A 25,514-nucleotide genomic window follows, 5' to 3' on the forward strand; every position below is an offset into this window, starting at 1 on the left:
GAGGCAGTATTGACAGAGCAATGGTCCAGACCGCACCGTGATCGGCGACCTCGACGAGAAGGAGCCTCCTCACATGGGCGAGAGCAAGCTGGCCGGACAGTTCTTCGACGCCGCGATCGGTCTGCTGCAGGAGGTGCGCGACGGGGACTCCGCCGAGATCGCCGCCGCCGGAACGGCGGTCGCCGAAGCCGTCGCGAACGGCAACCGCCTCTTCGCCTTCGGCGCCGGGCACTCCTCGCTGCCCGCCCAGGACGTCGTCTACCGGGCCGGCGGCCTCGCCCTGATGAACCTGCTGGTCGTCCCCGGCGTCGTCGGCGTCGACGTCATGCCGGCGACGCTCGGCTCCGCCCTGGAGCGCGTCGACGGGCTCGCCGGGGCCGTCCTCGACTCCTCCCCCGCCACCGCCGGCGACGTGCTCTTCATCATCTCCCTCTCCGGCCGCAACGCCCTGCCGGTCGAGATGGCCATGAACGCCCGCGCGCTGGGCCTCACCGTCATCGGCGTCACCTCGGTGGCGTACGGCACCGAGACGAAGTCGCGGCACGTCTCGGGGACGTACCTGAAGGACCACTGCGACATCGTCCTCGACTCGAAGATCGCGGTCGGCGACGCGGAACTGACCCACGAGGGCATCGAGGCGCCCTTCGCCCCCGCCTCCACCGTCGTCACCAGCGCCCTGATGCAGGCCACCATGGCCGCCGCCGCCGAGGAGCTCGTCCGGCGCGGCATCGAACCGCCGCTGCTGCGCTCCGGGAACGTCGACGGCGGGCACGAGTGGAACGGCCGCGTGATGGGCGAGTACGCGGACCGGATCTTCTACAAGCACTGAGCACGCGCGCGTACGGCTCCGGGCACGCGCCCCCGTACCGAGTACGCGTGCCGGCGCCGTACGGCCCCGGGGCCGGTGCTCAGCCGAGTGGCGGGGCGTCCAGGGCCGCCGCCACACGGGCCGCGACCGTCTCCGCGTAGAGCGCGTCCTGGCGGTCGAAGCCGCCCCGGGCGGCGGTGCGGAGGAAGGTGAGGACGCCGACGGTACGGCCCCGGGAGCGCAGGGCCGTGCACAGGGCGTGCGCGGTGTCCGCGGGCCAGTGCCGGTCCGCCGCCCAGGAGGCCGCGTCGCGGCCCGCGTCCACCCGCACCGAGCCCGCCCGGTCCCACGCCTGGAGGGCCGGGTGCTCGGGGCCGTACCGCTGCGGGAAACCGCCGTCGAAGCCGCCGCCGAGGCCGTCCGTGTCCGGGGTGCCCGCCGGGGACGCCACCGCGCGGGTCAGCCGCCGGTCGCCCGCCACCCGGTCCACGAGCCCGTGGTCGGCGAAGCCCGCCAGCGCGAAGTCCAGGAGCACGGCCACCGCCTCCGCCGGGTCCGCGTACTCGGCCGCCGCCACGCCCGCCCGGTGCAGCTGGCTCCAGCGGAAACGGGTCCGGTCCGCCTCCCGCGCCGCGAGCCGCTCCGCCGTCACGTCCTGGAACAGCCAGGCCACGCCCAGCGGCACCGGCTCCTCCGTCATCGGCGAGGACAGCCGCACGAAACCGCTGCGCCAGCACCGCCGCCGCTCCCCCGTCCCGGAGGCCGCCGCGAGCGTCACCCACAGGTCCGCCGGAGCGGGCGGGCCGCCCTCCGCCAGCACGTGCTGGAGCGCGCCCTCCAGCTCCTCCACGCCCCCCGCGACGACGTCGCCCAGGGGCCGGCCCAGCGGGGTCGTCCGGCCCGTGCCGATCGCCTTGGCCGCGTAGCCGTTGACGACCGCCGGGCGCAGGTCGGCGTCGATCAGGACGACCCCCCAGGGGGCGTCGTCGAACAGCGCCTCGCTGAGCGCGATCGACCGCTCCAGGTCTATCTGCACGTGCACCTCGCTGAAGGCGCAGTACACGCCCGCCGGCCGCCCGTCGGCGCCCCGCACCCCCGCCGACTGGCTGCGCACCAGCACCCGGCCGCCGTCCTTGCGGAGCAGCGCCAGCTCGTGGACCTGCCGGCCCGGCGTCCGCATCGCCCCCATGAGGCGGGCGAGCGTCTCCTCCGCGTCGGCGCTGCGCGCCGCCCAGCCGTCGAACCCGCGCCGGCCGACGGCCTCCGCCGCCGGCCAGCCAAGGATCCGCTCGGCCTCGCGGTTCCAGTGCGTCACCGTCCCGTCCGCGTCCAGCGCGCACAGCGCCGCGTCCATGCCGTCGAGCAGGGCGGCCAGCAGATCGCCGCCCTCCCCCGGCACGGAAGCGGTGTCCCGCGCGGACCCCGTGAAGGCACTCACCTGGTACTCCCCCCGGTAACCCCCCTGATGCAGGCCATTCAACTGGAACGTGACCCAGAACACACCGGGTTCGGCGAAACGGATTTCGCCGGAATCTACGCGGGCGAGACGAAGCCGGATTCGTAGGCGGCGATCACGGCCTGGGTGCGGTCCCTGGCGCCCAGTTTCGCGAGGATCGCGCTGACGTGGGACTTCACGGTCTCCGTGCCCACGACGAGGCGGTTCGCGATCTCGGCGTTGGACAGGCCGCGGGCCATCAGGCGCAGCACGTCCTCCTCGCGTTCGGTGAGGCCGGCGCGGTTCAGGGCCTCGCGGGCCGCGGTGTCGCCGCGTTCGGCGCCGTAGGACGCGGCCAGCTCGCGTACGGCCGCCGGGAAGAGGAGGGAGTCGCCCTCCGCGACGAGGCGGACGGCGTGGACGATCTCGGCCGGGCGGGCGCGCTTGAGGAGGAAGCCGTCGGCGCCGGCGCGCAGGGCGCCGTAGACGTACTCGTCGTTCTCGAAGGTGGTGACGACGAGGATCTTGGGCGGGGAGTCGACCGTGCGGAGGACCGCCGAGGTCGCCTCGATGCCGTCCATGAGGGGCATGCGGACGTCCATCGCCACGACGTCGGGCCTGAGGCCGCGCACGAGGGGGACGACGGCCGCGCCGTCCGCGGCCTCGCCGACCACCTCGATGTCCGGCTGGGCCTCCAGGACGGCGCGCAGGCCGGCCCGTACGAGGGGTTCGTCGTCCACGAGGAGGATCTTGATCGGCATCCGGTCAGCGTAGAGGCCCGGTCAGCGCAGGGGCAGGGTCACGTCGACCCGCCAAGTGCCGTCCTCCACGCCTGACTCGGCCCTGCCGCCGAGCAGCGCGGCCCGTTCCCGGATGCCGCGCAGGCCGCTGCCCGAGCCGGGGACGGCGGGGGGCCGGCCTTCGGGGAGGGGGTTGGTGACGAGGAGGCGCAGGCGGGCGTCCCCCGCCGTGACGCGGACGCCGACGGGGACCGGGCCCGCGTGCCGCAGCGCGTTCGTCAGGGCCTCCTGGAGCATGCGGTACGCCTCCCGGGAGACGGGGCCCGGCAGGTCCTCCAGGGTGCCGGTGATCTCGGCGTCCACGCGCGCGCCGGAGGAGCGGGCGGAGTCGAGGAGGCGGGCCGCCTCGTCGAGGCCGGGGCTCGCGCCGGCCGGGCGGCGGCCCGTCTCGCGGAGCAGCAGCAGGACCCGCTCCAGGTCCTCCAGGGCGGCCCGGCCGGTCTCCTCGATGGTCGCGAGCGCCCGGTCGGTGAACTCCGGGTCGCCGGCCGCCCGCGCGGCGCCCGCCTGGACGACGGCCAGGGTGAGGGCGTGCCCCAGGGAGTCGTGCAGCTCGCGGGCGATCCTGTTGCGCTCCAGGAGCCGTTCCGTGCGGTCCTCCAGGGCCGCCATGCGCTCCTTCACGGACGGGCCGAGGAGGAGCCGGGCGACCCGGGTGTCCAGCCGCCCGGCGGCGACGGCCAGCGCGAGGAGCGCCAGGAGGGGCAGCGGGGCCAGCGCCCGCGCGCCCCCGGACGGGGTGAGCGACCCCATCACCGGCTCCTCGACGGAGACGCCCGACAGCACCAGCGCGCACTGGAGCAGCCAGACCGACAGCAGCCAGACCCCGAGACCGGCCTCCATCCGGAACACCAGCCACAGGGCCGTCCTGCCCCGGTCCGTCCAGGAGGCCGACGGGCTCGCCGAGATGCCGCCGGCCGCGTCGCCGGCGTCGGCCGCGTCACCGCCACCGGCCCCGTCGCCGCCGGCCCCGCCCCGCACGCGCGCGTGCTTCCCCGGAAACAGCATCAGGCGCGCCTGGAGGCCCTCGGCGCGGCGGGCCGACGGGAGCAGCGCGGCCGCCGCGACCAGCGGGACCGGGAGGACGGCGGCGATCAGCCAGTCCAGCGGGCCCGGGTCGGACAGGCCCGGGTAGACCAGCCCCCCGGCGAGCGGCACGACCGCGCCGATCACCAGGTGCAGCCAGCGGGTGTACGTGACCGCCCGGACCAGGGGGCGCGGGAGCGCCCGGAGGAAGGAGAGGGGGGACGGGGAGGGGGACGACGCTGCGGGGGACGGGGACGGGGAGGGGGCCGGGGGCGGGGGCGGTGCGGGCATTCGGCGATCCTCTCAAGGGGCGGTCCCGCGCGGCTCCCCCGCACGGGGGAGACGGTCTCCACGCGCGGGGGATGGCCCGGCGGCGCCGCTTCGCCAGGCTGGAGCCATGACCAGCATCGACATCCAGAACCTCACCAAGGAGTACGGCGGCAGGCGCGCGGCCCGGGCCGTGGACGGGCTGACGTTCCGTGTCGAGCCGGGGCGCGTCACCGGCTTCCTGGGCCCGAACGGGGCCGGGAAGTCCACCACGATGCGGCTCGTCCTCGGCCTCGACCGGCCGACCTCGGGCACCGCCACCATCGGCGGCCGCCCGTACGTGACGCTCGACGAGCCGCTGCGCACGGTCGGCGCGCTCCTCGACGCGCAGGCCGCGCACCCGTCCCGGACCGCCCGCGACCACCTCCGCCTCCTCGCGGCGAGCAACGGCCTGCCGGCCCGCCGGGTCGACGAGGTGCTGGCGGAGACGGGCCTGGAGTCCGCCGCCCGCCGCCGGATCAAGGGCTACTCGCTGGGCATGCGGCAGCGGCTCGGCATCGCCGCCGCGCTGCTGGGCGACCCCGGGGTGCTGATGCTGGACGAGCCGGCCAACGGCCTGGACCCGGAGGGCATCGTCTGGATCCGCGAGCTGCTGCGCCGGCTCGCCGCCGAGGGCCGCACGGTCCTGGTCTCCAGCCACCTCATGAACGAGACCGCGACCTTCGCCGACCACCTGGTGGTGCTGGGCCGGGGGCGGCTCCTCGCGGACGTGCCGATGCGGGAGTTCATCGACGCCCACAGCCACGCGCGCGTGCGGGTGCGGACCGGTGACCCGCTGCGGCTGCGGGCCACGCTCCTCGCGAAGGGGTGGACGGTCGGGGACACCGCCGACCGGGACGGCCGGTGGCTGGTGGAGGGCGCCTCCGCCGAGGAGATCGGCGCGGTCACCGCCCGCGAGGGCATCCCCGTCTTCGAACTGGCCGACGAGCGCGCCTCGCTGGAGCAGGCGTACCTGGCCCTCACGGCGGACGCCGCCGAGTTCACCGCCCGTACCCCCCAGGAGGTCTGACGTGTCCGCGCTCTCCCCCGCCGCGCTCTCCCCCGCCGCCGTGCTCCGCTCCGAGTGGATCAAGGTCCGGTCGGTCCGGTCGAGCTTCGGCTCGCTGCTCACCGTCCTCGGCTCCGCGCTCGCGATCTCCCTGGCGGTCTTCCCCGCCATCGGGCAGCCGGAGGCGGCGACCGGCGAGATCGACCGCCTCTTCTGGCTCTACTACCCGGTGAACTTCGTGCAGATCGCCGCGATCTCCTTCGGCGCGACCGCCGCCTCCTCCGAGTTCCTGAACGGGGCGCTGCGGAACTCCCTGGCGGCCGTGCCGCGCCGGAACCTCCTCTACGGGGCGAAGACGGCGGTGGTGGGGGCGGGTGCGCTCGCGGTGGGCGTGGTGGCCGGGTTCGTCATGTTCTTCACCGCCAACGCCTTCCTCGGCGAGTACGCCGTCGGGATCGGCGAGCCGGGTGCGCTGCGGTCCTGCTTCGGCGCCGGGCTCTACCTCGCGCTGATCACGCTGTTCTCGATGGGGCTGACCTTCCTGCTGCGCAGCGCCACGGCGGTGCTGAGCATCCTGATCCCGTTCATCCTCATCGTGTCCTTCGTCGTCGGCGGGGTCTCCGAGGGCGCCGCGACCTGGCTCCCGGACCGCGCCGGCCAGCAGATCCTCTTCCAGGAGCCCCTGGGGGCGCTGGGCGCCTGGACGGGGATCGGGGTGACCGCGCTGTGGACCGGGGCGACGCTGCTCGCCGGGTGGTGGTCGCTGCGGCGGCGGGACGCCTGAGGAGCGGCGGAGGAACCGCCGTGAAAACCTCCGGATTAAATCGCTTGTGGCCCTCCCGGGAGGTTCGTAGGGTGTGGGCACACGCGAAAGGAGGTGATCCGGAAAAATGATTTCTTTTCGGACTCGTGAGGTGACTGCGGGCTAAGGCCTGCCGTCGCACGATGTGCACCTCGGCAGGCCAGCTGCCGAAACCCAAGCAGTCACCCGACCCGTGGGCCGCCGGCAAGTCCGGCCGGCTCCCGTCCGAACCTAGGCGGACGGGACCAAAGGCCCACGGGTCGTCTGCGTTTTCCGGGCCTTCCGGAGCACGGGCGGCGCCTACGGCGCCAGGCGCTCCACCCGCCAGGACCCGCCCTCGCGGACGTACCGCAGCCGGTCGTGGAGCCGGTTCTCGTGGCCCTGCCAGAACTCGACGGTCTCCGGGACGACCCGGAAGCCGCCCCACTCCGGCGGCACCGGGACCTGCTCGGAGCCGGGATAGCGGGCGGCCAGCTCCTCGTAGCGGGCCAGCAGCTCCTCCCGCGAGGCGATCACCGAGGACTGCTCGCTGGCCCAGGCGCCCAGCTGGGAGCCGTGCGGGCGGGTGCGGAAGTAGGCGGCGGTCTCGTCGCGCCCGGTGCGGACGGCCCGGCCGGTGACGATGACCTGGCGGGCCAGCGGGTGCCAGGGGAAGAGCAGCGCGACCCGCGGGTTGGCCGTCAGCTCGGTGCCCTTGCGGGATCCGTAGTTGGTGAAGAAGACGAAGCCCGCGTCGTCGTAGTGCTTGAGCAGGACCGTGCGGACGGAGGGGTGGCCGTCGGGCGTGGCGGTGGAGACGACCATCGCGTTGGGCTCGTGGATCGCCGGGCTCGCGGCGGTCTCCTTGAACCAGGACGCGAACTGCCCGATCGGATCGGGGGCGAGGTCGGCCGGGGTCAGTTCCTTGGTGCGGTACTGCTCGCGCATGTCGGCGGGGTCCAGGGCGTCGGTCACGGGGCCATCCTGCCGCAGCACCCCAGTCTGCCCGCCACGGCGGGGCGCCAATCCTTCGTCCCCGGTTCGGCGCACTGTGCCGGATGTCACGCTTCCCCGCATCATCGGAACCGTACAGACTCAACGGCTGGATGACTGTTGAGTCCCTCCAGCCATCGCCGACGGTTGATCGATCATCGATAGAAGGAGCCGCCTGATGTCCGACTTCGTACCGGGCCTCGAAGGAGTCGTCGCGTTCGAGACCGAGATCGCCGAGCCCGACAAGGAAGGCGGCGCGCTGCGCTACCGCGGGGTCGACATCGAGGACCTCGTCGGCCACGTCTCCTTCGGCAACGTGTGGGGTCTGCTCGTCGACGGCGCCTTCAACCCCGGCCTGCCGGCCGCCGAGCCCTTCCCGATCCCGGTCCACTCCGGCGACATCCGGGTCGACGTCCAGTCCGCCCTCGCCATGCTCGCGCCGGTCTGGGGCCTCAAACCGCTCCTCGACATCTCCGCCGAGCAGGCCCGCGACGACCTCGCCCGCGCCGCCGTCATGGCCCTGTCCTACGTCGCCCAGTCGGCCCGCGGCCAGGGGCTGCCGATGGTGCCGCAGAGCGAGATCGACAAGGCCGAGTCCGTCGTCGAGCGCTTCATGATCCGCTGGCGCGGCGAGCCGGACCCGAAGCACGTCAAGGCCGTCGACGCCTACTGGACCTCGGCCGCCGAGCACGGCATGAACGCCTCCACCTTCACCGCCCGCGTCATCGCCTCCACCGGAGCCGACGTGGCCGCCGCCCTCTCCGGCGCCGTCGGCGCCATGTCCGGCCCGCTGCACGGCGGCGCGCCCTCCCGCGTCCTCGGCATGATCGAGGAGATCGAGCGGACCGGCGACGCCACCGCCTACGTGAAGCAGGCCCTCGACAAGGGCGAGCGCCTGATGGGCTTCGGCCACCGCGTCTACCGCGCCGAGGACCCGCGCGCCCGGGTGCTCCGCCGCACCGCGAAGGAGCTGGACGCCCCGCGCTACGAGGTCGCCGCCGCGCTGGAGAAGGCCGCCCTGGAGGAGCTGCACAACCGCCGTCCGGACCGCATCCTCGCGACGAACGTCGAGTTCTGGGCCGCCATCGTCCTGGACTTCGCCGAGGTCCCGGCGCACATGTTCACGTCGATGTTCAGCTGCGCCCGCACGGCCGGCTGGTCGGCGCACATCCTGGAGCAGAAGCGCACCGGCCGCCTCGTGCGCCCCTCGGCCCGCTACACGGGTCCCGGCCGCCGGGACCCGCGCGAGATCGAGGGCTACGCCGACATCGCCGGCTGACCCTCCGGTCGCGGCAGGAGCTCCGCGTGGTGGCGGGCCGCCACCGACGGGTGGGCGCGGAGCTTGCCCTTCAGGGCGTTCCTCCCGTACTCGGCGAACAGCGGGTTCGCCGGGTCGGTGGTGATGCCGGGGGCCGCGGAGGCGTACGGGAAGTCCAGCGGGGCGATCCGGGCGTCGAGCCGCGGGTTGTAGAAGAACGGGACGGAGAAGCGCTCCGTCGCGCCGGGCGGGGAGACCACCCGGTGGTTGGTGGCGAGCAGATAGCCGTTCGTCGCGACTTCGAGGAGTTCACCGAGGTTGACGACGAAGGCCCCGGGCAGCGGCGGCACGTCGTGGAAGTTCCCGTCCTCGCGCTGCACCTGGAGCCCGCCCACCTGGTCCTGGAGGAGCAGGGTGAGGAAGCCGTAGTCCTTGTGGGCGCCCACGCCCTGGTCGTCGCCCTCGCCGCTGCTGCCCGGGTAGCGGACCAGCTTGAGCTGCGGATGGGCGCGGGGGCCGAAGATGTCGTCGTAGAAGTCCGCGGGCGCGCCGATGGAGGCCAGCAGCTCGTGGAGCAGGCGCTCCGCGACCCCGCTCAGCCGGTCGATCCAGTGCAGGGCCGCCGTCCTCAGCTGCGGCAGCGCCGCGGGCCACTGGTTGGGGCCCTCCAGCCACCAGTACGGGGGCTCCCAGGGCGCGGGGACGCGGGCGGGCCGCTCGGCGCCGATGTCGAGCTGGTCGCGCCAGTCGCGGGCACCCCGGGTGCGCTCGTCGCCGACCCGGGTGTAGCCGCGGAAGTGCGGGGAGTTGAGGTTGTCGACGGCGCGCCGGTCCGCCTCGGGCAGGGCGAAGAAGGCGCGCGTCGCGTCGGTGAGGGCCCGGGTCTCGGCCTCGGTCACGCCGTGCCCGACGAGCTGGAAGAAGCCGACGTCGTGGGCGGCGGAGTGCAGCTGGGCGTGGAGCAGCCGGCGGGCGTCGGGGCCGCGGTCCGCGGCGGAGAGGTCGACGATCGGGAGCTGCGAGGCGTACGAGAGGGAGGGGGCGGAGGGGGCGGTGGTGGGTGCGCTGAGGCTCATGGATGCGTCCGCGGGTGTACGGGTCCCGGGGCGGCCGCCGGGGTGGGGCGGGGGCCGCGGGTGCCGGTCGACAGGGGTCGGTGGAGGGACCCCGCGGGGCGGAGAGGTGGTGCCCCTGGGGTCAGGCGGCGCGGCGACAGCTCATGCTCGTGACGCGGACGAAGTCCACGTGACGGCGGCGAACGAGCGTAGGCATGGGACCAGCGTACTGCGGGCGGCGCGGTTCGCCTGTGGTCCGCGTCACAGCGGATCGCGGGGGCCGGGGTCTGGCCGCCGGGGCGTCCGGTACGCGAAGATCGCCGCCTCACATGTCACGCGCATGCCAATCATCTCGTCGCCGCGTCCCCGCGCAGGAGGATGTCCATGACCGCCCGCCGCACGCCCCGCCGCCTCCTGGCCGCCGCAGCCCTCACCCTGGCCGCCGCCGGAGCGCTCCTCCCGTCCCCCGGAGCCACCGCCGCCACCGCCACCACCACCGCGCCCCAGGCCCGGGTCTTCATGGTCAACCCGGTCCAGGCCACCGGCGACCAGACCCTCGCCGACCACAAGGACGCGGCCGGCGACGTCCCCGCCTCCGCCTACGCCCTCGCGACCCTCCGCAACCTCGACGCGAGCGGCGGCCTCTCCGGCAAGTGGGTCAGCGTCCGCTCCGAGACCGGCAACCCCGCGAAGCTCGCCCAGGCCGCCTCGTACGACCGCTCCGACGACGAGTTCGAGCAGGTCATGGCGTACTTCTGGGTCAACGAGGGCCAGGAGTACCTCCAGGGCCTCGGCTTCGGCACCGAACTGCCCGGCGCCAACGACCGCGTCCAGCCCGTCCGCCTCAACCAGTGGGGCGCCGACAACTCCTTCTTCACCGACAAGAAGGCCGAGATCCGCTTCGGCAAGGGCGGCGTGGACGACGCCGAGGACGCCGAGGTGATCCTCCACGAGTACGGCCACGCCGTGCACCACGCCCAGGTCCCCGGCTTCGGCACCTCCACCGAGGCCGGCTCCATCGGCGAGGCCTTCGGCGACTACCTCGCCGTCGCCGTCGGCACCCACGCCGTCCAGAAGTACGGCTGGCCCATGAAGGCCGACCAGGCGTGCGTCGCCGACTGGGACGCCACCGGCTACAGCGCCGCCCCGCACTGCCTGCGCCGCCTCGACGGCACCAAGACCTACGCCGACCGCGAGGGCGAGGTCCACGCCGACGGCGAGATCTGGTCCCGCGCCCTCTTCGACGTCCGACGGGCCCTCGGCGCCCGCACCGCCGACCGGATCATCGTCAACGCCCAGTTCGGCTTCGCCCCCGACACCTCCTTCGAGGCCGCCGCCCGCACCACCGTCGAGACCGCCCGCCGGATGTACGGCGCCGGCGCCGAGGCGGCCGTACGGGACGCCTTCCGGGCCCGGGAGATCCCCGGCGTCTGACCCGTCCCTCCCCGGGGAGCGCCTGTTCCTCCCCGGGAGGACCTGCCCCTTCCCGGGAGGACTTGCCCCCTTCCCGGGAGGACCTGCCCCGGGGAGCGCCTGTTCCTCCCCGGAGGATCTGTCCCTCCCCGGAGGACCTGTTCCTCCCGGGGAGGCGTACGGCACAGTGGAAGGCGTGCTGATCACCGTCGCGGACGTCGAAGCCGCAGCCGCAAGCCTCACCGGACACGTCGTCCGCACCCCCACCCTGCCCAGTCCCGGACTGACCGCCCTCCTCGGCGCCGACGTCACCGTCAAGCTGGAACTCCTCCAGCGCACCGGTTCGTTCAAGGCCCGGGGAGCGGCCGCCAAGCTGCTCTCCCTCGACGAGGCCGAGCGGGCCGCCGGGGTCGTCGCCGTCAGCGGCGGCAACCACGGCATCGGGCTCGCCGTCATGGCCGGGGTCCTCGGGGTGCGGGCGACCGTCGTCATGCCCCGCTCCGCCCCGGCCCGCGCCGTGGACACCGCGAAGGCCGCCGGCGCGGAGGTCCGCCTCGCCGACACCATGCCCGGCGCGTTCGCCCTCATGGAGGAGCTGCGGGCCGGCGGGCTCACCGCCGTCCACCCCTTCGACGACCCGCTCGTCGTCGCCGCCCAGGGCACCGTCGGCCTGGAGCTCGCCGAGGACGCGGGCGAGCTCACCGACGTGCTCGTCAGCATCGGCGGCGGCGGTCTGATCGCCGGCGTCGCCACCGCCCTGCGCGCCCGCCGCCCCGGCGTCCGGGTCTGGGGCGTCGAGACCGAGGGCGCCCACGCCATGACGGCCGCCCTGGCCGCCGGCGGCCCGGTGCCGGTCGAGCTCTCCTCGGTCGTGTCCACGCTGAGCGCCCCCACCGTCTCGGCGCTCACCCACGCGCACGTCGCCGCCCTGGTCGAGGACGTGCTCACCGTCACCGACGCGGAGGCCGTCCAGGGCACCCTCGACCTGGCCGAACACGCCAAGGTCTGGGCCGAGCCCGCCGCCGGCTGCCTCCTGCCCGCCGCCCGCCGGATCCTCGACCGGGTCGGCCCCGACGCCCGTCTCGGCCTCGTCGTCTGCGGAGGCAACGCGACGGTCGCCGACGTCACCGCCTGGGCCGACCGCTTCGGCCTGCGGCCCTAGGGGGCCGAGGGCTGGGGGCTGGGCCTGGGGCGTCGGGGCCTGGGCCGTCGGGGCCTACGGGGTCAGGGGCTCAGGAGGCCAAGGGGTCAGGAGGCCAGGGGCTCAGAGGACCAGGGGCTCAGGAGGTCAGGGCCTCGTCGATCAGGCGGGCCCACTGGGCGACCACGCGGTCGCGGCGGGCCGTGTCGTCCGACAGCAGGGTCGCCAGGCCGAGGCCGCGGGCCATGTCCAGGAGGCCCTGGACCGTCTCGCGGACGCCGGGGCGCGACTCGTCGGCACCGAGCAGTTCGACGGCGATCCGGTGCGACTCCCGGCCCACCCGGGCCTCCAGCTCGGCGACCCGGTCACGGAGCTGGTCCTCGTTCGAGGCCGCCACCCACAGCTGGAGGGCGGCCCGGAACAAAGGGCCGGTGAAGAGGCCGACGAGCGCGGCGACCGTCTGCGCCCGGTCGTCCGTCGGCAGCGACCGCAGCGCCTGCGAACGCTCCTCCGCGACGTACTCGACCGCCGCCGTGAACAGGTCCTCGCGGGTCGGGAAGTGGTGCTGGGCGGCGCCCCGCGACACCCCCGCCCGCTCGGCGACCACCGCCACCGTGGACCCCGCCCAGCCGTACTCGGCCAGACAGGCCACGGCGGCCTCCAGGAGCCGCTGCCGGGTCACCCGGCTCCGGTCCTGCTTCGGGGCTCGGTCGGGCACCGGAGGTCCGTCCTGCCGGTGCGCGGTCACAGCCGCCATTCGGGGTCCCGTCGTTCGAGGAAGGCCGTCATGCCCTCGCGCGCCTCGGCGGAGGCGAAGAGCGTCGCCGAACGCCGCACCAGCTCCTCCGCGTCGCGCTCGAAGGTCTCCAGGACTCTAGCGGTGACCAGCCTCTTCGACTCCCGCAGCCCCTGCGGCGAGGCCGCCCGCAGCCCGTCCAGGACCGCCTCCAGCTCCTCCTCGCCGGCCGTGACGAGACCCATCGCCCGCGCCTGCGGCACGCCGAACCGCTCACCCGTCAGGTAGTACCGGGCCGCCGCGCGCGGCTCCAGCCTCGGCAGCAGGGTCAGCGAGATCACCGCCGGCGCCACCCCGATCCGCACCTCGGTGAGCGCGAAGTCCGCCCCCTCCCCCGCCACCACGACGTCGCACGCCCCCAGCAGCCCGAGCCCGCCCGCGCGGACCCGGCCGCCGGCCGCCACGTGCCCGACGACCGGCTTCGGCAGCTCCACGACCTGCCGGAGCAGGTCGACGAAGACGTACGGACTCGGCGGCGCCTTGAGGTCCGCGCCCGCGCTGAACGTCGACCCGGTGTGCGTGAGCACCACCGCCCGCACGGCCGGGTCCTTCCCGGCCCCGGCCAGCGCCTCGGCGAGTTCGCCGACGAGCGCGGCCGAGAGGGCGTTGCGGGTGTCCGGGGAGTCGAGGGCGAGGGTGACGACCCCCCGCTCCTCGGTGACGGCGATCAGGCTCATGTGCGTTCCCTCGACTCTCTCTGGTCTCGGCTCTCGGCTCCCGGCTTTCGGCTCCCGGCTTTCGGCCCGCGCCGCGCCCTCAGCTCCCGCGCAGCTCGCGGCGGAGGATCTTCCCGGAGGCGGCCCGGGGCACCGCGTCGATGAACTCGACGGCCCGGACCTTCTTGTACGGGGAGACCAGGGCGGCCACGTGGGCCATGACCTCCTCGGCGGTGAGGCCGGGCGCGGACGGCTGGCGCACCACGTACGCCTTCGGCACCTCCGTCCCGTCCGCGTCCGTCACGCCGATGACGGCGGCGTCGGCGACGCCCTCGTGGGTGAGGAGCAGCGCCTCCAGCTCGGCCGGGGCGACCTGGAAGCCCTTGTACTTGATCAGCTCCTTCACCCGGTCGACGACGTACAGCCAGCCATCCTCGTCGACCCGCCCGACGTCACCGGTGTGCACCCACCCGTCGGCGTCGATCATCGCGGCGGTGGCGTCCGGCCGCCCCAGGTACCCCTTCATCACCTGCGGTCCGCGGATGGCGATCTCGCCGTCCTCCCCCGGGGCCGCGTCCTTCGACGGGTCGTCGAGGGAGAGGATCCGCATCTCGGTGGAGGGCAGCAGCCTGCCGACCGTGCCGGGCGGCGGGTTCGCGGCGGAGAGCGGGGTGACGTGGGTGCCCGGGGACAGCTCGGTCATGCCGTACGCCTGCCGCACCGGCGGCAGCCCGAGCCGCGCCGAACACGCCTCGGCGAGCGCCGCGTCGAGCGGGGCGGCGGCGCTGACGATGTACTCCAGCGAGGACAGGTCGTACGCCGCGACCGCCGGGTGCTTCGCGAGCGCGAGGACGATCGGCGGAGCCACGTACAGGCCGTTGATGCGGTGCTTCTGGATCGCGCCGAGGAAGGTGTCCAGCTCGAAGCGCGGCAGCACGACGACGGTGGCGCCCTTGCGCAGCGGCGCGTTCATGAGGGCGGTGAGCCCGTAGATGTGGAAGAAGGGCAGGACGGCGAGGATCCGGTCACCCGGCCCCATCGGGATGAACGGGTCCAGCTGCGCCAGGTTGGTGGCGATGGAGGCGTGGGTGAGCATCACGCCCTTGGGGACGCCGGTCGTGCCGGAGGAGTACGGGAGGGCGGCGATGTCCTCGCCGGGCGCGAAGTCGAGCGCGGGCTCGGGGGCCGTGCACCCGAGGAAGCCCTGGAGCGAGCGCGCCCCGGACCCCTCGGGAGCCGCGTCGCAGACGAATATCTCCTCGATCCCGCCCGCGAGTTCGGCGGCCGCCCGGGCGGCCGGCAGCAGCGGCGAGACGGTGACGATCCAGCGCGCCGCCGAGTCCCGCAGCTGCTTGGCGAACTCCTCGGGCGTGGCGAGCGGATGGACGGTCGTGACGGAGGCGCCCGCGCGGGTGGCGGCGTAGAACGCGACCGGGAACAGCACCGTGTTGGGGCTGTGCAGCGCCAGCACGTCGCCCTTCCGCACCCCCGCCTCCACGAGGCCCGCCGCCACCCGCCGGTGAAAGGCGTCCACCTGCGCGTACGACAGCGACAGCTCCCCCGCCCCGTCGACCAGCGCGGGCGCGTCCCCGAAGGCGGCGGCGCCCCCGAGCACGGCCTCGTGAATGGGGAGGGACAGGGTGGAAACCGGCTCGTACGCGCTGTGGAACACCATGCGTGGCCCCCTGGAGAGGTGGAAGGTGGCCGCCAGGATCGCGGTCGCGGGCACTGCTTGGGGAGACCCTGTCAGCACCCCGTAAAACAATCAAGCGTGCGTGCTTGGTTTATCGGAGGTGCGCGCCGATCCCGAGCGCGCTCACTCGCAGGCGACGCCGTCGCCGTCGCGGTCGAGCTTGCGGCTGTAGCCGGGGTCGCCGGCGTGGATGGGGGCGGCGCCGGCGGCGCGGACGGCGGTGCAGTTGGCGTAGTAGACGCTCGAACCGGCGTCCTCGGTCGGCTCCGGGTCCGGCTCGGCGGTCTCCGGGGGCTGCGTCGTCTGGACGGGCTTCGGCTTCGGCGCCTGGGTGGTCGGCTTCGGTGCCCGGGTCGTCGGCTCGGGGGTGGGCGTCGGGGTCGGGGTGGGGGCCTCGGTGGTCGGCGCCTGGGTGGTCGGCTCCGGCGTCGGGGACTCGGTGGTGGGGGCCGGGCTCGGGGACTCGGTGGTGGGCTCCGGGGCGGGGGGCGTCGTCGCGGTCGCCGTCACCGCCGGCTTGGGGTCGTCGCCCTTCGCCGGGTCCTCCTGCGGGTCGCTCACCAGGATGAGGAGGAACCAGAGCGCGGACAGGACCGTCGCCACGGTCTTGGTGCGGTTGGTCCACCGCCCCAGCCAGGCCAGGACTATGCCGGCCGGCGGGAAGAGGACGAGCAGCACGATGATCAGGGCCGGGTGCTGCCACCAGCGGCGCGGGGGCTGCCACGCCGGGGCGGACTGGTAGGGGTTCGACTGGGGGTGCACGCGCGGCTCCAAGGGCGTGAAGGGGACGACGGCACCGAGCGGGGTGCCGTGGCCGTGGATCGTACACAGGACCTTCACAACCGGGGGCGGGTATCCGGAAGACGGGCCGCCGGGGCGCGCGTCGCGCCGGCGGCCCGCTCCTCCCGGCTCAGTACGACTTGGGCAGGCCGAGCGTGTGGGTGGCCACGAAGTTCAGGATCATCTCCCGGCTGACCGGCGCGATCCTGGCCACCCGGGAGGCCGTGACCAGCCGGGCGAGGCCGAACTCCTTGGTGAGGCCGTTGCCGCCGAGGGTGTGGACGGCGGTGTCGACCGCCTTCACGCACGCCTCCGCCGCCGCGTACTTCGCCATGTTGGCGGCCTCGCCCGCGCCGAGGTCGTCGCCCGCGTCGTACAGCGCCGCCGCCTTCCGCATCATCAGGCGGGCGAGTTCGAGCTCGACGTGGGCCTGCGCGAGGGGGTGGGCGATGGCCTGGTGGGCGCCGATGGGCGCCTTCCAGACCTGCCGCTCCTTGGCGTAGGCGACCGCGCGGTCGAGGGCGAAGCGGCCCATGCCGATCGCGAAGGCCGCCGTCATGATCCGCTCGGGGTTGAGGCCCGCGAAGAGCTGGAGCAGACCGGCGTCCTCGTCGCCGACGAGGGCGTCGGCCGGCAGGTGGACGTCGTCGAGGGTCAGCTCGAACTGCTTCTCGTCCGCGTCGAGTTCCATCTCGATGTGGCGGCGGCCGAAGCCGGGGGTGTCGCGCGGGACGATGAAGAGGCACGCCTTGAGACTGCCGGTGCGGGCGTCGGAGGTGCGGCCGACGATCAGGGTCGCGTCGGCGATGTCGACGCCGGAGACGAAGACCTTCCGGCCGTTGAGGACCCAGCCGTCCTCGGTGCGGGTGGCGGTGGTGGTGATGCGGTGGGAGTTGGACCCGGCGTCGGGCTCGGTGATGCCGAAGGCCATCGTCCGCGACCCGTCGGCGAGCCCCGGCAGCCAGGCCGCCTTCTGCTCCTGCGTGCCGAAGCGGGAGATGACCGTGCCGCAGATCGCGGGCGAGACGACCATCATCAGGAGCGGGGCCCCGGCGGCACCGGCCTCCTCCAGGACGATGGACAGCTCGGCCATGCCGCCGCCCCCGCCGCCGTACTCCTCCGGCAGGTTCACGCCCAGGTAGCCGAGCTTGCCCGCCTCCGCCCACAGGGCGGCCCGGTCGAAGCCGGGGCCGTGGCGGCGGCCGAGCGCGGAGACGGCGGCGCGGAGCTCGGTGTGCTCCTGGGGCTCGATGTCGGTGCTCATACGGGGTCTTCCTCCTGGTCTTCGGCCTGTACGTCTTCGGTCTGTACGACGGCGAGCAGGGCGCCGACCTCGACCTGGCGGCCGGGGGCGGCGTGGAGCGCGGTGAGCGTGCCGGAGGCGGGAGCGGTGACGCGGTGCTCCATCTTCATCGCCTCCAGCCAGAGCAGGGGCTGCCCGGCCTCGACCCGGTCGCCGACGGCGAGGCCGTCCGCGAGCCGGACGACGGTGCCGGGCATGGGCGCGAGCAGGGAGCCGGGGAGGGTCCGCTCGCGCGGGTCGGTGAAGCGGGGGCGGGGGACGAGCCGGTGGGGACCGACGTGGACGGTGCCGTCGCCGTACGCCGCGACCTCGAAGTCCCGTACGACTCCGCCCGCTTCGAGCCGTACGCGGCCCGGCGCGGCGGCCACCGCCCGCACCCCCTCCGGGGCGAGGACCTCGAAGCCGCCGTCCCGCCGGGGCCGGTAGCGGACCTCGGTGCCGTCCTCGTACGTCCGGGTCTCGTCCTGCGAGCGGACGTTGCGCCAACCGCCGCCGAAGCGGCCCGAGTTGCGGGAGGCGTCGGCGAGGGCGGCGGCGACGGCCGCGTGCTCCCCGCCGGCCGGCCTGCGGGCGAGGGCGTCGAGGTGCCGCCCGTAGAAGCCGGTGTCGAGCCGCCGCACGTCCTGGAAGTCCTCGTGCCGCAGCGAGGCGACGAGGAGGTCCCGGTTGGTGGCGGGCCCGTGGATCACGGCCCGCTCCAGGACGCGGGCGAGCTTGCGGACGGCCCCGGCGCGGGTCGGCGCGTGCGCGACCACCTTGGCGAGCATGGCGTCGTAGTGCACCGGCACCGTGTCCCCGGAGGCGTAGCCGGTGTCGACGCGGACGCCCGGCACCTCGGGGAACTCCAGGCGGTGCAGCACGCCCGTCTGCGGGGTCCAGCCCGTGGCCGGGTCCTCGGCGTAGAGCCGGGCCTCGACCGCGTGGCCGCTCCCCTCCGGCCGGAGCGCGGGCAGCGGGGCGCCCTCGGCGACGGCGAGCTGGAGGGCGACGAGGTCGACGCCGTGGACCTCCTCGGTCACCGGGTGCTCGACCTGGAGCCGGGTGTTCATCTCCAGGAAGTGCGCCCGCCCGCCGGCGACCAGGAACTCGACCGTGCCCGCCCCGACGTAGCCGACGGCCTTCGAGGCCGCCACCGAGGCCGCGTACAGCTCCTCGACGAGCGCGGCCGGCAGCCCGGGCGCGGGGGCCTCCTCGATCACCTTCTGGTGCCGCCGTTGGAGCGAGCAGTCGCGGGTGCCGAGCGCCCACACCGTGCCGTGCGCGTCGGCGAGGACCTGCACCTCCACGTGCCGTCCGTCCTCCACGTACGGCTCGACGAACACCTCGCCGTCCCCGAAGGCGCTCTCCGCCTCGGCGGACGCCGCCTTCAGCGCCGCCTCCAGCTCGCCCAGTTCGCGGACGATCCGCATGCCGCGCCCGCCGCCGCCCGCCGCCGCCTTCACCAGCACCGGCAGGTCGGCCGCGGTGACGCCGTCGAGCGGGGCGATGCCCAGGAGCTCCTTGGCGCGGGTCTTGGACGCCATCGCCTCGATGGCCTCCGGCGGCGGGCCGATCCACCGCAGCCCCGCCCCGGTCACCGCCCGCGCGAAGTCCGCGTTCTCGGAGAGGAAGCCGTAGCCGGGGTGCACGGCGTCCGCGCCCGCCGCGAGCGCGGCGGCGACGATCAGGTCCCCGCGCAGGTACGTCTCCGAGGGCGCCGCCCCCGGCAGCCGTACCGCCGCGTCCGCCTCCCGCACGTGCAGGGCGTCCGCGTCGGCGTCGGCGTACACGGCGACGGTGGAGACGCCCAGCTCGCGGCAGGTGCGGAAGACGCGGCAGGCGATCTCACCACGGTTCGCGACCAGTACGGTCGAAATCATCAGGGCCTCACATTCGGAAGACGCCGAAGCCGCCGCGCGCGCCCTCGACCGGTGCCGTGTGGATCGCGGACAGGCACAGTCCGAGGACCGTGCGGGTGTCGCGGGGGTCGATGACCCCGTCGTCGTAGAGCAGGCCGGAGAGGAACGCGGGCAGCGACTCGGACTCGATCTGCGCCTCGACCATCGCCCGCAGACCGGCGTCCGCCTCGTCGTCGTACGGCTGCCCCTTCGCCGCCGCCGAGGCCCGCGCCACGATCGACAGCACGCCCGCGAGCTGCTGCGGCCCCATGACGGCCGACTTGGCGCTCGGCCAGGCGAAGAGGAAGCGCGGGTCGTAGGCCCGGCCGCACATGCCGTAGTGGCCGGCGCCGTAGCTCGCGCCCATGAGGACGGACAGGTGCGGGACCTTCGAGTTCGACACCGCGTTGATCATCATCGCGCCGTGCTTGATGATGCCGCCCTGCTCGTACTCCTTCCCGACCATGTAGCCGGTGGTGTTGTGGAGGAACAGCAGCGGGATGTCCCGCTGGTTCGCCAGCTGGATGAACTGCGCGGCCTTCTGCGACTCGGCGGAGAACAGCACCCCCTGCGCGTTCGCGAGGATCCCCACCGGATAGCCGTGCAGCCGCGCCCAGCCGGTCGCCAGCGAGGAGCCGTACAGCGGCTTGAACTCGTCGAAGTCGGAGCCGTCCACGAGCCGGGCGATCACCTCGCGCGGGTCGAACGGCGTCTTGAGGTCGCCGGGCACGATCCCCAACAGCTCCTCGGCGTCGTACTTCGGCGGCTCGACCGTCACCGGGTCCGGATCCGGGTGCGCCTTGCGGTGGTTGAGGCGCGCCACGATCCGGCGGGCCTGCCGGATCGCGTCCGCCTCGTCCACCGCGTAGTGGTCGGCGAGCCCGGACACCCGGGCGTGCATGGCCGCCCCGCCCAGCGACTCGTCGTCGCTCTCCTCGCCCGTCGCCATCTTCACCAGCGGCGGGCCGCCCAGGAAGACCTTCGAACGGTCCTCGATCATCACCGTGTGGTCGGACATGCCGGGCACGTACGCCCCGCCGGCCGTCGAGTTGCCGAAGACGACCGCGACCGTCGGGATCCCGGCGGCGGAGAGCCGGGTGAGGTCGCGGAAGAGCGCCCCGCCCGGGATGAAGATCTCCTTCTGGGAGGGCAGGTCGGCACCGCCGGACTCGACCAGCGAGATCACCGGGAGCCGGTTGGCGTGCGCGATCTCGTTGGCCCGCAGCGCCTTCTTCAGCGTCCACGGGTTGGAGGCGCCGCCGCGCACGGTCGGGTCGTTGGCGGTGATCAGGCACTCGACGCCCTCGACGACCCCGATGCCGGTCACCAGGGACGCCCCTACGGGGTACGAGCTCCCCCAGGCGGCGAGCGGCGACAGCTCCAGGAACGGCGAGTCCGGGTCGACCAGCAGCTCGATCCGCTCCCGGGCCAGCAGCTTGCCGCGCGCGCGGTGCCGGGCGGTGTACTTCTCGCCGCCGCCCGCGAGGGCCTTGGCGTGCTCGGCGTCGAGGGCGGCGAGCTTCTCCAGCATGGCGGCCCGGTGGGCCTCGTAATCGGTTCCGCCGGTGTCGAGGGCGGAGGCGAGGACGGTCACGACGGTTCCTCCGGGAGGTCGGGGCGGACGGTCACGGCAGCTCCTCCGCGAGGTCGGGGCGGACGGTCACAGCAGCTCCTCCGGTACGTCGACGTGCCGGGAGCGGAGCCATTCGCCGAGGGCCTTGGCCTGGGGATCGAAGCGCGCCTGGGAGGCGACGCCCTCGCCGAGGATCCCGGCGATCGTGAAGTTCAGCGCCCGCAGGTTGGGCAGTACGTGCCGGGTGACCTCCAGACCGGCGGTCTCCGGCAGGAGTTCGCGGAAGGCGCCGACGGTCAGCGCGTGCGCGAGCCACCGCCACTCCGCGTCCGTCCGCACCCACACCCCCACGTTGGCGTCCCCGCCCTTGTCCCCGCTGCGGGCGCCCGCGATCCGTCCGAGGGGGACGCGCCGCACCGGACCGGCGGGCGGCGGCGCCGGAAGCTCCGGCGCTGGTACGGGTTCCAGGACGCGGGTCGCCGGCGGTACGGGAACGGCGACGCGGGCCCCGTCGGGGAGCACCGCCGTGTGCGGCACGTCGGCGACGGGCACGTACGCGGTCTCGAAGACCCCGTAGGGGGCGCCCCTGCCGGGCGGGGCCGTGACGTGGAAGCCGGGGTAGCTGGCGAGGGCCAGCTCGATCGCCGCCCCCGTCAGGGTCCGGCCGACCCGCTCGGGGTCCTGGTCGCGCACGACCAGCCGGAGCAGGGCGCTCGCGGTCTCCTCGGTGGCGGCGTCCTCCCGGTCGGTGCGGGCCAGCTCCCAGCGGACCTCGGCGGGCGGCGCGGCGGCGAGGGCGGCGCCGACCTGCTCCCGGACGAGCGCGGCCTTGGCGTCGACGTCGAGACCGGTGAGGACGAAGACGACCTCGTTGCGGTGGCCGCCGAGCCGGCAGCGGCCCGCCTTGAGCGTGGGCGGCGGCGCCTCGCCCCGCACCCCGTCGATCCGCACCCGGTCCGGCCCGTCCTGCGCGAGGCGCACGGAGTCGAGCCGGGCGGTCGCGTCGGGCCCGGCGTAGCGGGCGCCGGAGGTCTCGTACAGCAGCTGGGCGGTGACGGTGCCGACGTCGACGAACCCGCCGGTGCCGGGGTGCTTGGTGATGACGGCCGACCCGTCCCCGTACAGCTCGGCGAGCGGGAAGCCGGGCCGCAGCAGGGCCTTCGGGTCGCGTTCGGCGTGCTCCCGGAAGAAGGCGTAGTTGCCGCCGGTGGCCTGGGTGCCGCACTCCAGGACGTGCCCGGCGACGACGGCCCCGGCCAGCCGGTCGTACTCCTCCGGGCCCCAGCCGAAGTGCCACTGCGCGGGTCCGGTGACGAGCGCCGCGTCGGTGACCCGCCCGGTGACGACGACGTCGGCGCCGGCGGCCAGGCAGGCGGCGATCCCGGCGCCGCCGAGGTAGGCGTTGGCCGTCAGGACGCCGGGCTCGGGCGGCAGCGCGTCGCCCTCCACGTGCGCGACCCGGGTCGGCAGCCCGAGCTTCGCGGCCAGCGCCCGCAGGGCGTCGGCGAGCCCCGCGGGGTTGAGCCCGCCGGCGTTGGCGACGATCCGGGTGCCGCGCTCGTGGGCGAGCCCCAGCCCCTCCTCCATCTGCCGCAGGAAGGTCTTCGCGTATCCGCCGGAGGGGTCCTTGAGGAGGTCGCGGCCGAGGATCAGCATGGTCAGCTCGGCGAGGTAGTCCCCGGTGAGGACGTCGACGTGACCGTCCGTCAGCATCTCGCGGACGGCGGAGAACCGGTCCCCGTAGAAGCCGGAGGCATTGCCGATCCGCAGCGGCGCCACCGCGTCCTCCGTCCCGGGCGGCGTCACCGCGTCCCCTCCTTCGGCGCGCGCCCCGCCCCGGCCGGCCCGGCGAAGGCCTGGGCGATGCCGAGCCAGCGCTCCGCGTCCGCGCCCTCGGCCCGCAGCGCGGTGTCGTCCCGGTGGACCCGCTGGGTGACGAGCAGGCAGAAGTCGAGCGCGGTCCCGGTGACCCGCTGGGCGGCGCCCTCGGGCCCGTACGCCCACAACTCGCCTCCGGGAGCGACGAGTTCCACCCGGAAGGGCTCGGCCGGCGGCTGCTCGCCGCGCACCAGGTAGGCGTAGTCGCGGGCCCGGTGCCCGATCCAGGCCACGTGCCGCAGCCGGGCGGTCGGCTCCCGTACGACCCCGAGGGCGTCGGCCACGTCCTGCCCGTGCGCCCAGGTCTCCATCAGCCGGGCGGTCGCCATCGCCGGGGCGCTCATCGGCGGCCCGTACCAGGGGAACCTCCCGCCCGGCGGCACCCGCCGCAGGGCCGCGTCCAGCCGCTGCCGCCCCTCCCGCCAGCGGGCCAGCAGCTCGCCGGGCGGCAGCGCCGCCCCCTCCCCGGCCCCGTCGTCCACGAACCGATCGGGCGCGGCCAGCGCCTTCTCCACCTCCGTGGCGAACGCGTCCACGTCGGTGACCGCGAGCAGCGCGGCCCGGTCGGTCCAGGCGAGATGCGCGATCTGGTGGGCGACGCTCCAGCCTGCGGCGGGCGTCCCCCGACGCCACTGCGCCTCGCTCAACTCATCGACCAGGGCGTCGAGTTCGTCGCTTTCGGCACGCAGGTCGGCGAGGACGTCTGCGGGGTCGGACACGGTGCGCTCCCCTCGGGAGGACGGGCCTGAGGAGTCGGAGCATGGCAGCGATCGCAGAAACAATCAAGCGCGCTTGCTTGAAAAGCACCTTCGGCGGGACCGATGAGTTGGCGCCGGAGACCCGGTCTCAGATCATGAAAGCGACACCACCCGTGCCACAGAGGAACCAGGGACCGACATGCGCACTCTCATCAGCTCCGCCTTCGTCTCCCTCGACGGTGTCGTCGAGGCCCCCGGCGGCGAGGAGGGCTACCGGAACGCCGGCTGGACCTTCAAGGACATCGAGTTCCTGCCCGAGGCGTACGAGATCAAGGGCCGCGAGCAGCGGGAGGCCACCGCGATGCTCCTCGGCCGCACCAGCTACCAGGCGTTCAGCCCCGTCTGGCCCGGCATGGCGGACTTCGCCGACTACAAGGAGATGCCGAAGTACGTCGTCTCCACCACGCTCACCGAGGACGACCTGGTCTCCGACTGGGGCCCGACCACGATCCTGCGCACCCTCGACGGGGTCGCCGCCCTCAAGGAGACCGAGGGCGGCCCGATCATCGTGCACGGCAGCGCGACCCTGAACCGCGCCCTCTCCGACGCGGGCCTGATCGACCGCTACCACCTGCTGGTCTTCCCGCTCCTCCTCGGCGCGGGCAAGCGCCTCTTCAGCACCGCCGACAAGGACGCCCGGAAGCTGGAGCTCGTCGAGCACGAGACGTACGCGAACGGCATCCAGAAGCAGGTCTTCGACGTCGTCCGCTAGACGGCGTCACCGCACGCGGCGCGGGCGGGGCACCAGCTCGCCGCCGCAGTTGGGGCAGACCCCGGACATCTCCTCCGTGCAGGGCACGCAGAAGGTGCATTCGTACGAGCAGATCCGGGCGGGGGCGTCGGCCGGCAGGGCCGTCGTCCCGCAGCGTTCGCAGCGGTCGCGCATCTCAAGAGCCATGGCTCCATGATCGACGCGGCCCGGACCGTCCGAAACAGGGGAACGGCCAGGGTTCGACAGGATCGGGCCGGGCGGCGGCGGTTACGGCGCCGGGGACGGCCGAACGCCCCGCCGGCGGGGCCGACGGGGCGGGGCGGGATCCGGACGGACCGGCTACCTGGGGTCCTTGCCGAAGGTCTTGTTCGACCAGACGTAGCCGAGGACGGTGAGGCCGGCGCACCAGGCGAGGGCGAGCCAGCCGTTGTGGCCGATCCCGGTGCCGAGGAGGAGGCCGCGGAGGGTCTCGATGGCCGGGGTGAAGGGCTGGTACTCGGCGACCGGCCGGAACCAGCCGGGCATGGCGTCGATCGGCACGAACGCGCTGGAGATCAGCGGGAGGAAGATCAGCGGGAGCGCGTTGTTGGAGGCGGCCTCGGCGTTCGGGGAGACCAGGCCCATGCCGACGGCGATCCAGGTGAGCGCGAGGGCGAAGAGGGCCAGGAGACCGAGGGCGGCGAGCCATTCGAGGGCGGTGGCGCCGGTGGAGCGGAAGCCGATCGCGGCGCCGACCGCGCCGACGAGGACGACGCTCGCGACCGACTGGAGGACGCTGCCGACGACGTGGCCGACGAGGATCGACGGGCGGTGGATCGCCATCGTGCGGAAGCGGGCGATGATCCCCTCGTTCATGTCGTTGGCGACGGAGACCGCGGTGCCGATGACGGTCGAGCCGATCGTCATCAGGAGCAGTCCGGGCACGAGGTAGGCGACGTACGCGTCGCGGTCCGCGCCGCCCATGCCGGCGCTCATCACGTCCCCGAAGACGTAGACGAAGAGCAGGAGCAGCATCACGGGCGTGAGCAGCAGGTTCAGGGTGAGGGAGGGGTAGCGGCGGGCGTGCAGGAGGTTGCGCCGGAGCATCGTGGACGAGTCGCGGACGGCGAGGGACAGGGTGCTCATCGGACGTTCTCCTTCGGCTGGGCGGGGACGGTGGCGGTGGCGGTCGCACCGCCGGGACCGGTGAGGGCGAAGAAGACGTCGTCCAGGTCCGGGGTGTGCACGGTCAGTTCGTCGGCCTCGATGCCGGCGGTGTCGAGCCGGTCGAGCAGCGTGCGCAGGGCCCGCTGGCTGCCGTCGTTCGCGATCTGGAGGGTGAGGTCCTCGTCGTCCCCGGTCGCCTCGCGCAGCGCGTCGGAGGCGCTGCGGTAGGCGGTGGGGTCGGTGAAGCGGAGGCGGACGTGGCCGCCGGGGACGCGGCGCTTGAGCTGGTCGGCGGTGCCCTCGGCGACGATCCTGCC

At 74.4% G+C, this 25,514-nt stretch carries 24 protein-coding genes; 7 read left to right on the plus strand and 17 right to left on the minus strand.

Annotation, left to right across the window (positions count from 1 at the left end; translation table 11 throughout):
• Positions 1 to 73: 73 nt before the first annotated feature.
• Positions 74 to 829, plus strand: coding sequence for an SIS domain-containing protein (locus ACF1ED_RS26315; protein ID WP_391764443.1), 756 nt, complete (start codon positions 74 to 76; stop codon positions 827 to 829).
• A 79-nt stretch (positions 830 to 908) separates the two neighbouring features.
• Here ACF1ED_RS26315 and ACF1ED_RS26320 read toward each other — a convergent pair whose 3' ends face one another.
• The 3 genes from ACF1ED_RS26320 to ACF1ED_RS26330 form a co-directional block, all read right to left on the minus strand.
• On the minus strand, positions 909 to 2,246 hold the full coding sequence (locus tag ACF1ED_RS26320; RefSeq protein ID WP_391764445.1) for a PAS domain-containing protein: 1,338 nt from the start codon (positions 2,244 to 2,246) through the stop codon (positions 909 to 911).
• Positions 2,247 to 2,341: 95 nt separating this feature from the next.
• Complete coding sequence (locus tag ACF1ED_RS26325; RefSeq protein ID WP_391764447.1) at positions 2,342 to 3,004, minus strand: response regulator; 663 nt, start codon at positions 3,002 to 3,004, stop codon at positions 2,342 to 2,344.
• 21 nt (positions 3,005 to 3,025) lie between these two features.
• Positions 3,026 to 4,360, minus strand: coding sequence for a sensor histidine kinase (locus ACF1ED_RS26330; protein WP_391764449.1), 1,335 nt, complete (start codon positions 4,358 to 4,360; stop codon positions 3,026 to 3,028).
• Positions 4,361 to 4,466: 106 nt separating this feature from the next.
• Between ACF1ED_RS26330 and ACF1ED_RS26335 the strand changes: the two genes are divergently transcribed.
• Together ACF1ED_RS26335 and ACF1ED_RS26340 are read left to right on the plus strand one after the other, a co-directional pair.
• Complete coding sequence (locus tag ACF1ED_RS26335; protein WP_391764451.1) at positions 4,467 to 5,405, plus strand: ATP-binding cassette domain-containing protein; 939 nt, start codon at positions 4,467 to 4,469, stop codon at positions 5,403 to 5,405.
• Position 5,406: 1 nt separating this feature from the next.
• Complete coding sequence (locus ACF1ED_RS26340; RefSeq protein ID WP_391764453.1) at positions 5,407 to 6,168, plus strand: ABC transporter permease; 762 nt, start codon at positions 5,407 to 5,409, stop codon at positions 6,166 to 6,168.
• A gap of 318 nt (positions 6,169 to 6,486) precedes the next feature.
• Here the strand turns inward: ACF1ED_RS26340 and pdxH are convergent, their stop codons facing one another.
• Positions 6,487 to 7,113, minus strand: coding sequence for a pyridoxamine 5'-phosphate oxidase (gene pdxH / locus ACF1ED_RS26345; RefSeq protein ID WP_391764502.1), 627 nt, complete (start codon positions 7,111 to 7,113; stop codon positions 6,487 to 6,489).
• A gap of 223 nt (positions 7,114 to 7,336) precedes the next feature.
• Here pdxH and ACF1ED_RS26350 point away from each other — a divergent pair, with 223 nt between their 5' ends.
• Entirely contained in the window at positions 7,337 to 8,437 is a 1,101-nt protein-coding gene (locus ACF1ED_RS26350) for a citrate synthase 2 (RefSeq protein ID WP_351855148.1), read from the plus strand.
• Here ACF1ED_RS26350 and ACF1ED_RS26355 read toward each other — a convergent pair.
• Positions 8,416 to 9,492 (minus strand): isopenicillin N synthase family dioxygenase, encoded by a 1,077-nt coding sequence (locus ACF1ED_RS26355; protein WP_391764455.1) that lies wholly within the window; start codon positions 9,490 to 9,492, stop codon positions 8,416 to 8,418. The two genes, ACF1ED_RS26350 and ACF1ED_RS26355, sit on opposite strands and share 22 nt — an antisense overlap.
• A gap of 363 nt (positions 9,493 to 9,855) precedes the next feature.
• On the opposite strand from ACF1ED_RS26355, the gene ACF1ED_RS26360 reads away from it, so the two are divergent.
• Together ACF1ED_RS26360 and ACF1ED_RS26365 are read left to right on the plus strand one after the other, a co-directional pair.
• On the plus strand, positions 9,856 to 10,905 hold the full coding sequence (locus ACF1ED_RS26360; protein WP_391764457.1) for a M4 family metallopeptidase: 1,050 nt from the start codon (positions 9,856 to 9,858) through the stop codon (positions 10,903 to 10,905).
• Between the two features lie 178 nt (positions 10,906 to 11,083).
• Positions 11,084 to 12,046 (plus strand): threonine/serine dehydratase, encoded by a 963-nt coding sequence (locus tag ACF1ED_RS26365; protein WP_391764504.1) that lies wholly within the window; start codon positions 11,084 to 11,086, stop codon positions 12,044 to 12,046.
• Positions 12,047 to 12,164: 118 nt separating this feature from the next.
• Here ACF1ED_RS26365 and ACF1ED_RS26370 read toward each other — a convergent pair whose 3' ends face one another.
• From ACF1ED_RS26370 to ACF1ED_RS26410, 9 genes are all read right to left on the minus strand, one after another.
• A complete protein-coding gene (locus ACF1ED_RS26370; protein ID WP_391764459.1) occupies positions 12,165 to 12,782 on the minus strand; it encodes a TetR/AcrR family transcriptional regulator in 618 nt (205 codons plus the stop codon).
• Positions 12,770 to 13,498 carry an enoyl-CoA hydratase family protein gene (locus tag ACF1ED_RS26375; RefSeq protein WP_391764461.1) on the minus strand — a complete coding sequence of 243 codons (729 nt, stop codon included), beginning with the start codon at positions 13,496 to 13,498 and terminating at the stop codon, positions 12,770 to 12,772. Before ACF1ED_RS26375 ends, ACF1ED_RS26370 begins: the two co-directional genes overlap by 13 nt.
• A gap of 79 nt (positions 13,499 to 13,577) precedes the next feature.
• Entirely contained in the window at positions 13,578 to 15,152 is a 1,575-nt protein-coding gene (locus ACF1ED_RS26380; protein ID WP_391764463.1) for an AMP-binding protein, read from the minus strand.
• Positions 15,153 to 15,293: 141 nt separating this feature from the next.
• Positions 15,294 to 15,932, minus strand: coding sequence for an excalibur calcium-binding domain-containing protein (locus tag ACF1ED_RS26385; RefSeq protein WP_391764465.1), 639 nt, complete (start codon positions 15,930 to 15,932; stop codon positions 15,294 to 15,296).
• A gap of 148 nt (positions 15,933 to 16,080) precedes the next feature.
• Complete coding sequence (locus ACF1ED_RS26390) at positions 16,081 to 17,214, minus strand: acyl-CoA dehydrogenase family protein (RefSeq protein WP_391764467.1); 1,134 nt, start codon at positions 17,212 to 17,214, stop codon at positions 16,081 to 16,083.
• The gene (locus ACF1ED_RS26395; protein ID WP_391764469.1) at positions 17,211 to 19,112 is read right to left on the minus strand and encodes an acetyl/propionyl/methylcrotonyl-CoA carboxylase subunit alpha; all 1,902 of its coding nucleotides are present in this window, start codon (positions 19,110 to 19,112) and stop codon (positions 17,211 to 17,213) included. The genes ACF1ED_RS26390 and ACF1ED_RS26395 overlap by 4 nt, the downstream gene beginning before the upstream one ends.
• A gap of 7 nt (positions 19,113 to 19,119) precedes the next feature.
• Positions 19,120 to 20,724 (minus strand): acyl-CoA carboxylase subunit beta, encoded by a 1,605-nt coding sequence (locus tag ACF1ED_RS26400; RefSeq protein WP_391764471.1) that lies wholly within the window; start codon positions 20,722 to 20,724, stop codon positions 19,120 to 19,122.
• 66 nt (positions 20,725 to 20,790) lie between these two features.
• Positions 20,791 to 22,482, minus strand: coding sequence for an acyclic terpene utilization AtuA family protein (locus ACF1ED_RS26405; RefSeq protein ID WP_391764506.1), 1,692 nt, complete (start codon positions 22,480 to 22,482; stop codon positions 20,791 to 20,793).
• A 23-nt stretch (positions 22,483 to 22,505) separates the two neighbouring features.
• Positions 22,506 to 23,300, minus strand: coding sequence for a TIGR03084 family metal-binding protein (locus ACF1ED_RS26410; RefSeq protein ID WP_391764473.1), 795 nt, complete (start codon positions 23,298 to 23,300; stop codon positions 22,506 to 22,508).
• A 178-nt stretch (positions 23,301 to 23,478) separates the two neighbouring features.
• Here ACF1ED_RS26410 and ACF1ED_RS26415 point away from each other — a divergent pair, with 178 nt between their 5' ends.
• On the plus strand, positions 23,479 to 24,051 hold the full coding sequence (locus ACF1ED_RS26415; RefSeq protein ID WP_391764475.1) for a dihydrofolate reductase family protein: 573 nt from the start codon (positions 23,479 to 23,481) through the stop codon (positions 24,049 to 24,051).
• Positions 24,052 to 24,057: 6 nt separating this feature from the next.
• On the opposite strand, the gene ACF1ED_RS26420 is transcribed toward ACF1ED_RS26415, so the two are convergent.
• The 3 genes from ACF1ED_RS26420 to ACF1ED_RS26430 all read right to left on the minus strand — a co-directional run.
• The gene (locus tag ACF1ED_RS26420; RefSeq protein WP_391764477.1) at positions 24,058 to 24,237 is read right to left on the minus strand and encodes a DUF1272 domain-containing protein; all 180 of its coding nucleotides are present in this window, start codon (positions 24,235 to 24,237) and stop codon (positions 24,058 to 24,060) included.
• A gap of 153 nt (positions 24,238 to 24,390) precedes the next feature.
• Positions 24,391 to 25,176 (minus strand): ABC transporter permease, encoded by a 786-nt coding sequence (locus tag ACF1ED_RS26425; RefSeq protein ID WP_391764478.1) that lies wholly within the window; start codon positions 25,174 to 25,176, stop codon positions 24,391 to 24,393.
• Positions 25,173 to 25,514, minus strand: a 342-nt coding sequence (locus tag ACF1ED_RS26430; protein WP_391764480.1) for a DUF4162 domain-containing protein, incomplete at its 5' end; no start/stop codon positions are given. The genes ACF1ED_RS26425 and ACF1ED_RS26430, both read right to left, overlap by 4 nt.

Origin of the sequence: Streptomyces sp. NPDC014656, from assembly GCF_043084305.1 — a bacterium.
Classification (GTDB): domain Bacteria; phylum Actinomycetota; class Actinomycetes; order Streptomycetales; family Streptomycetaceae; genus Streptomyces.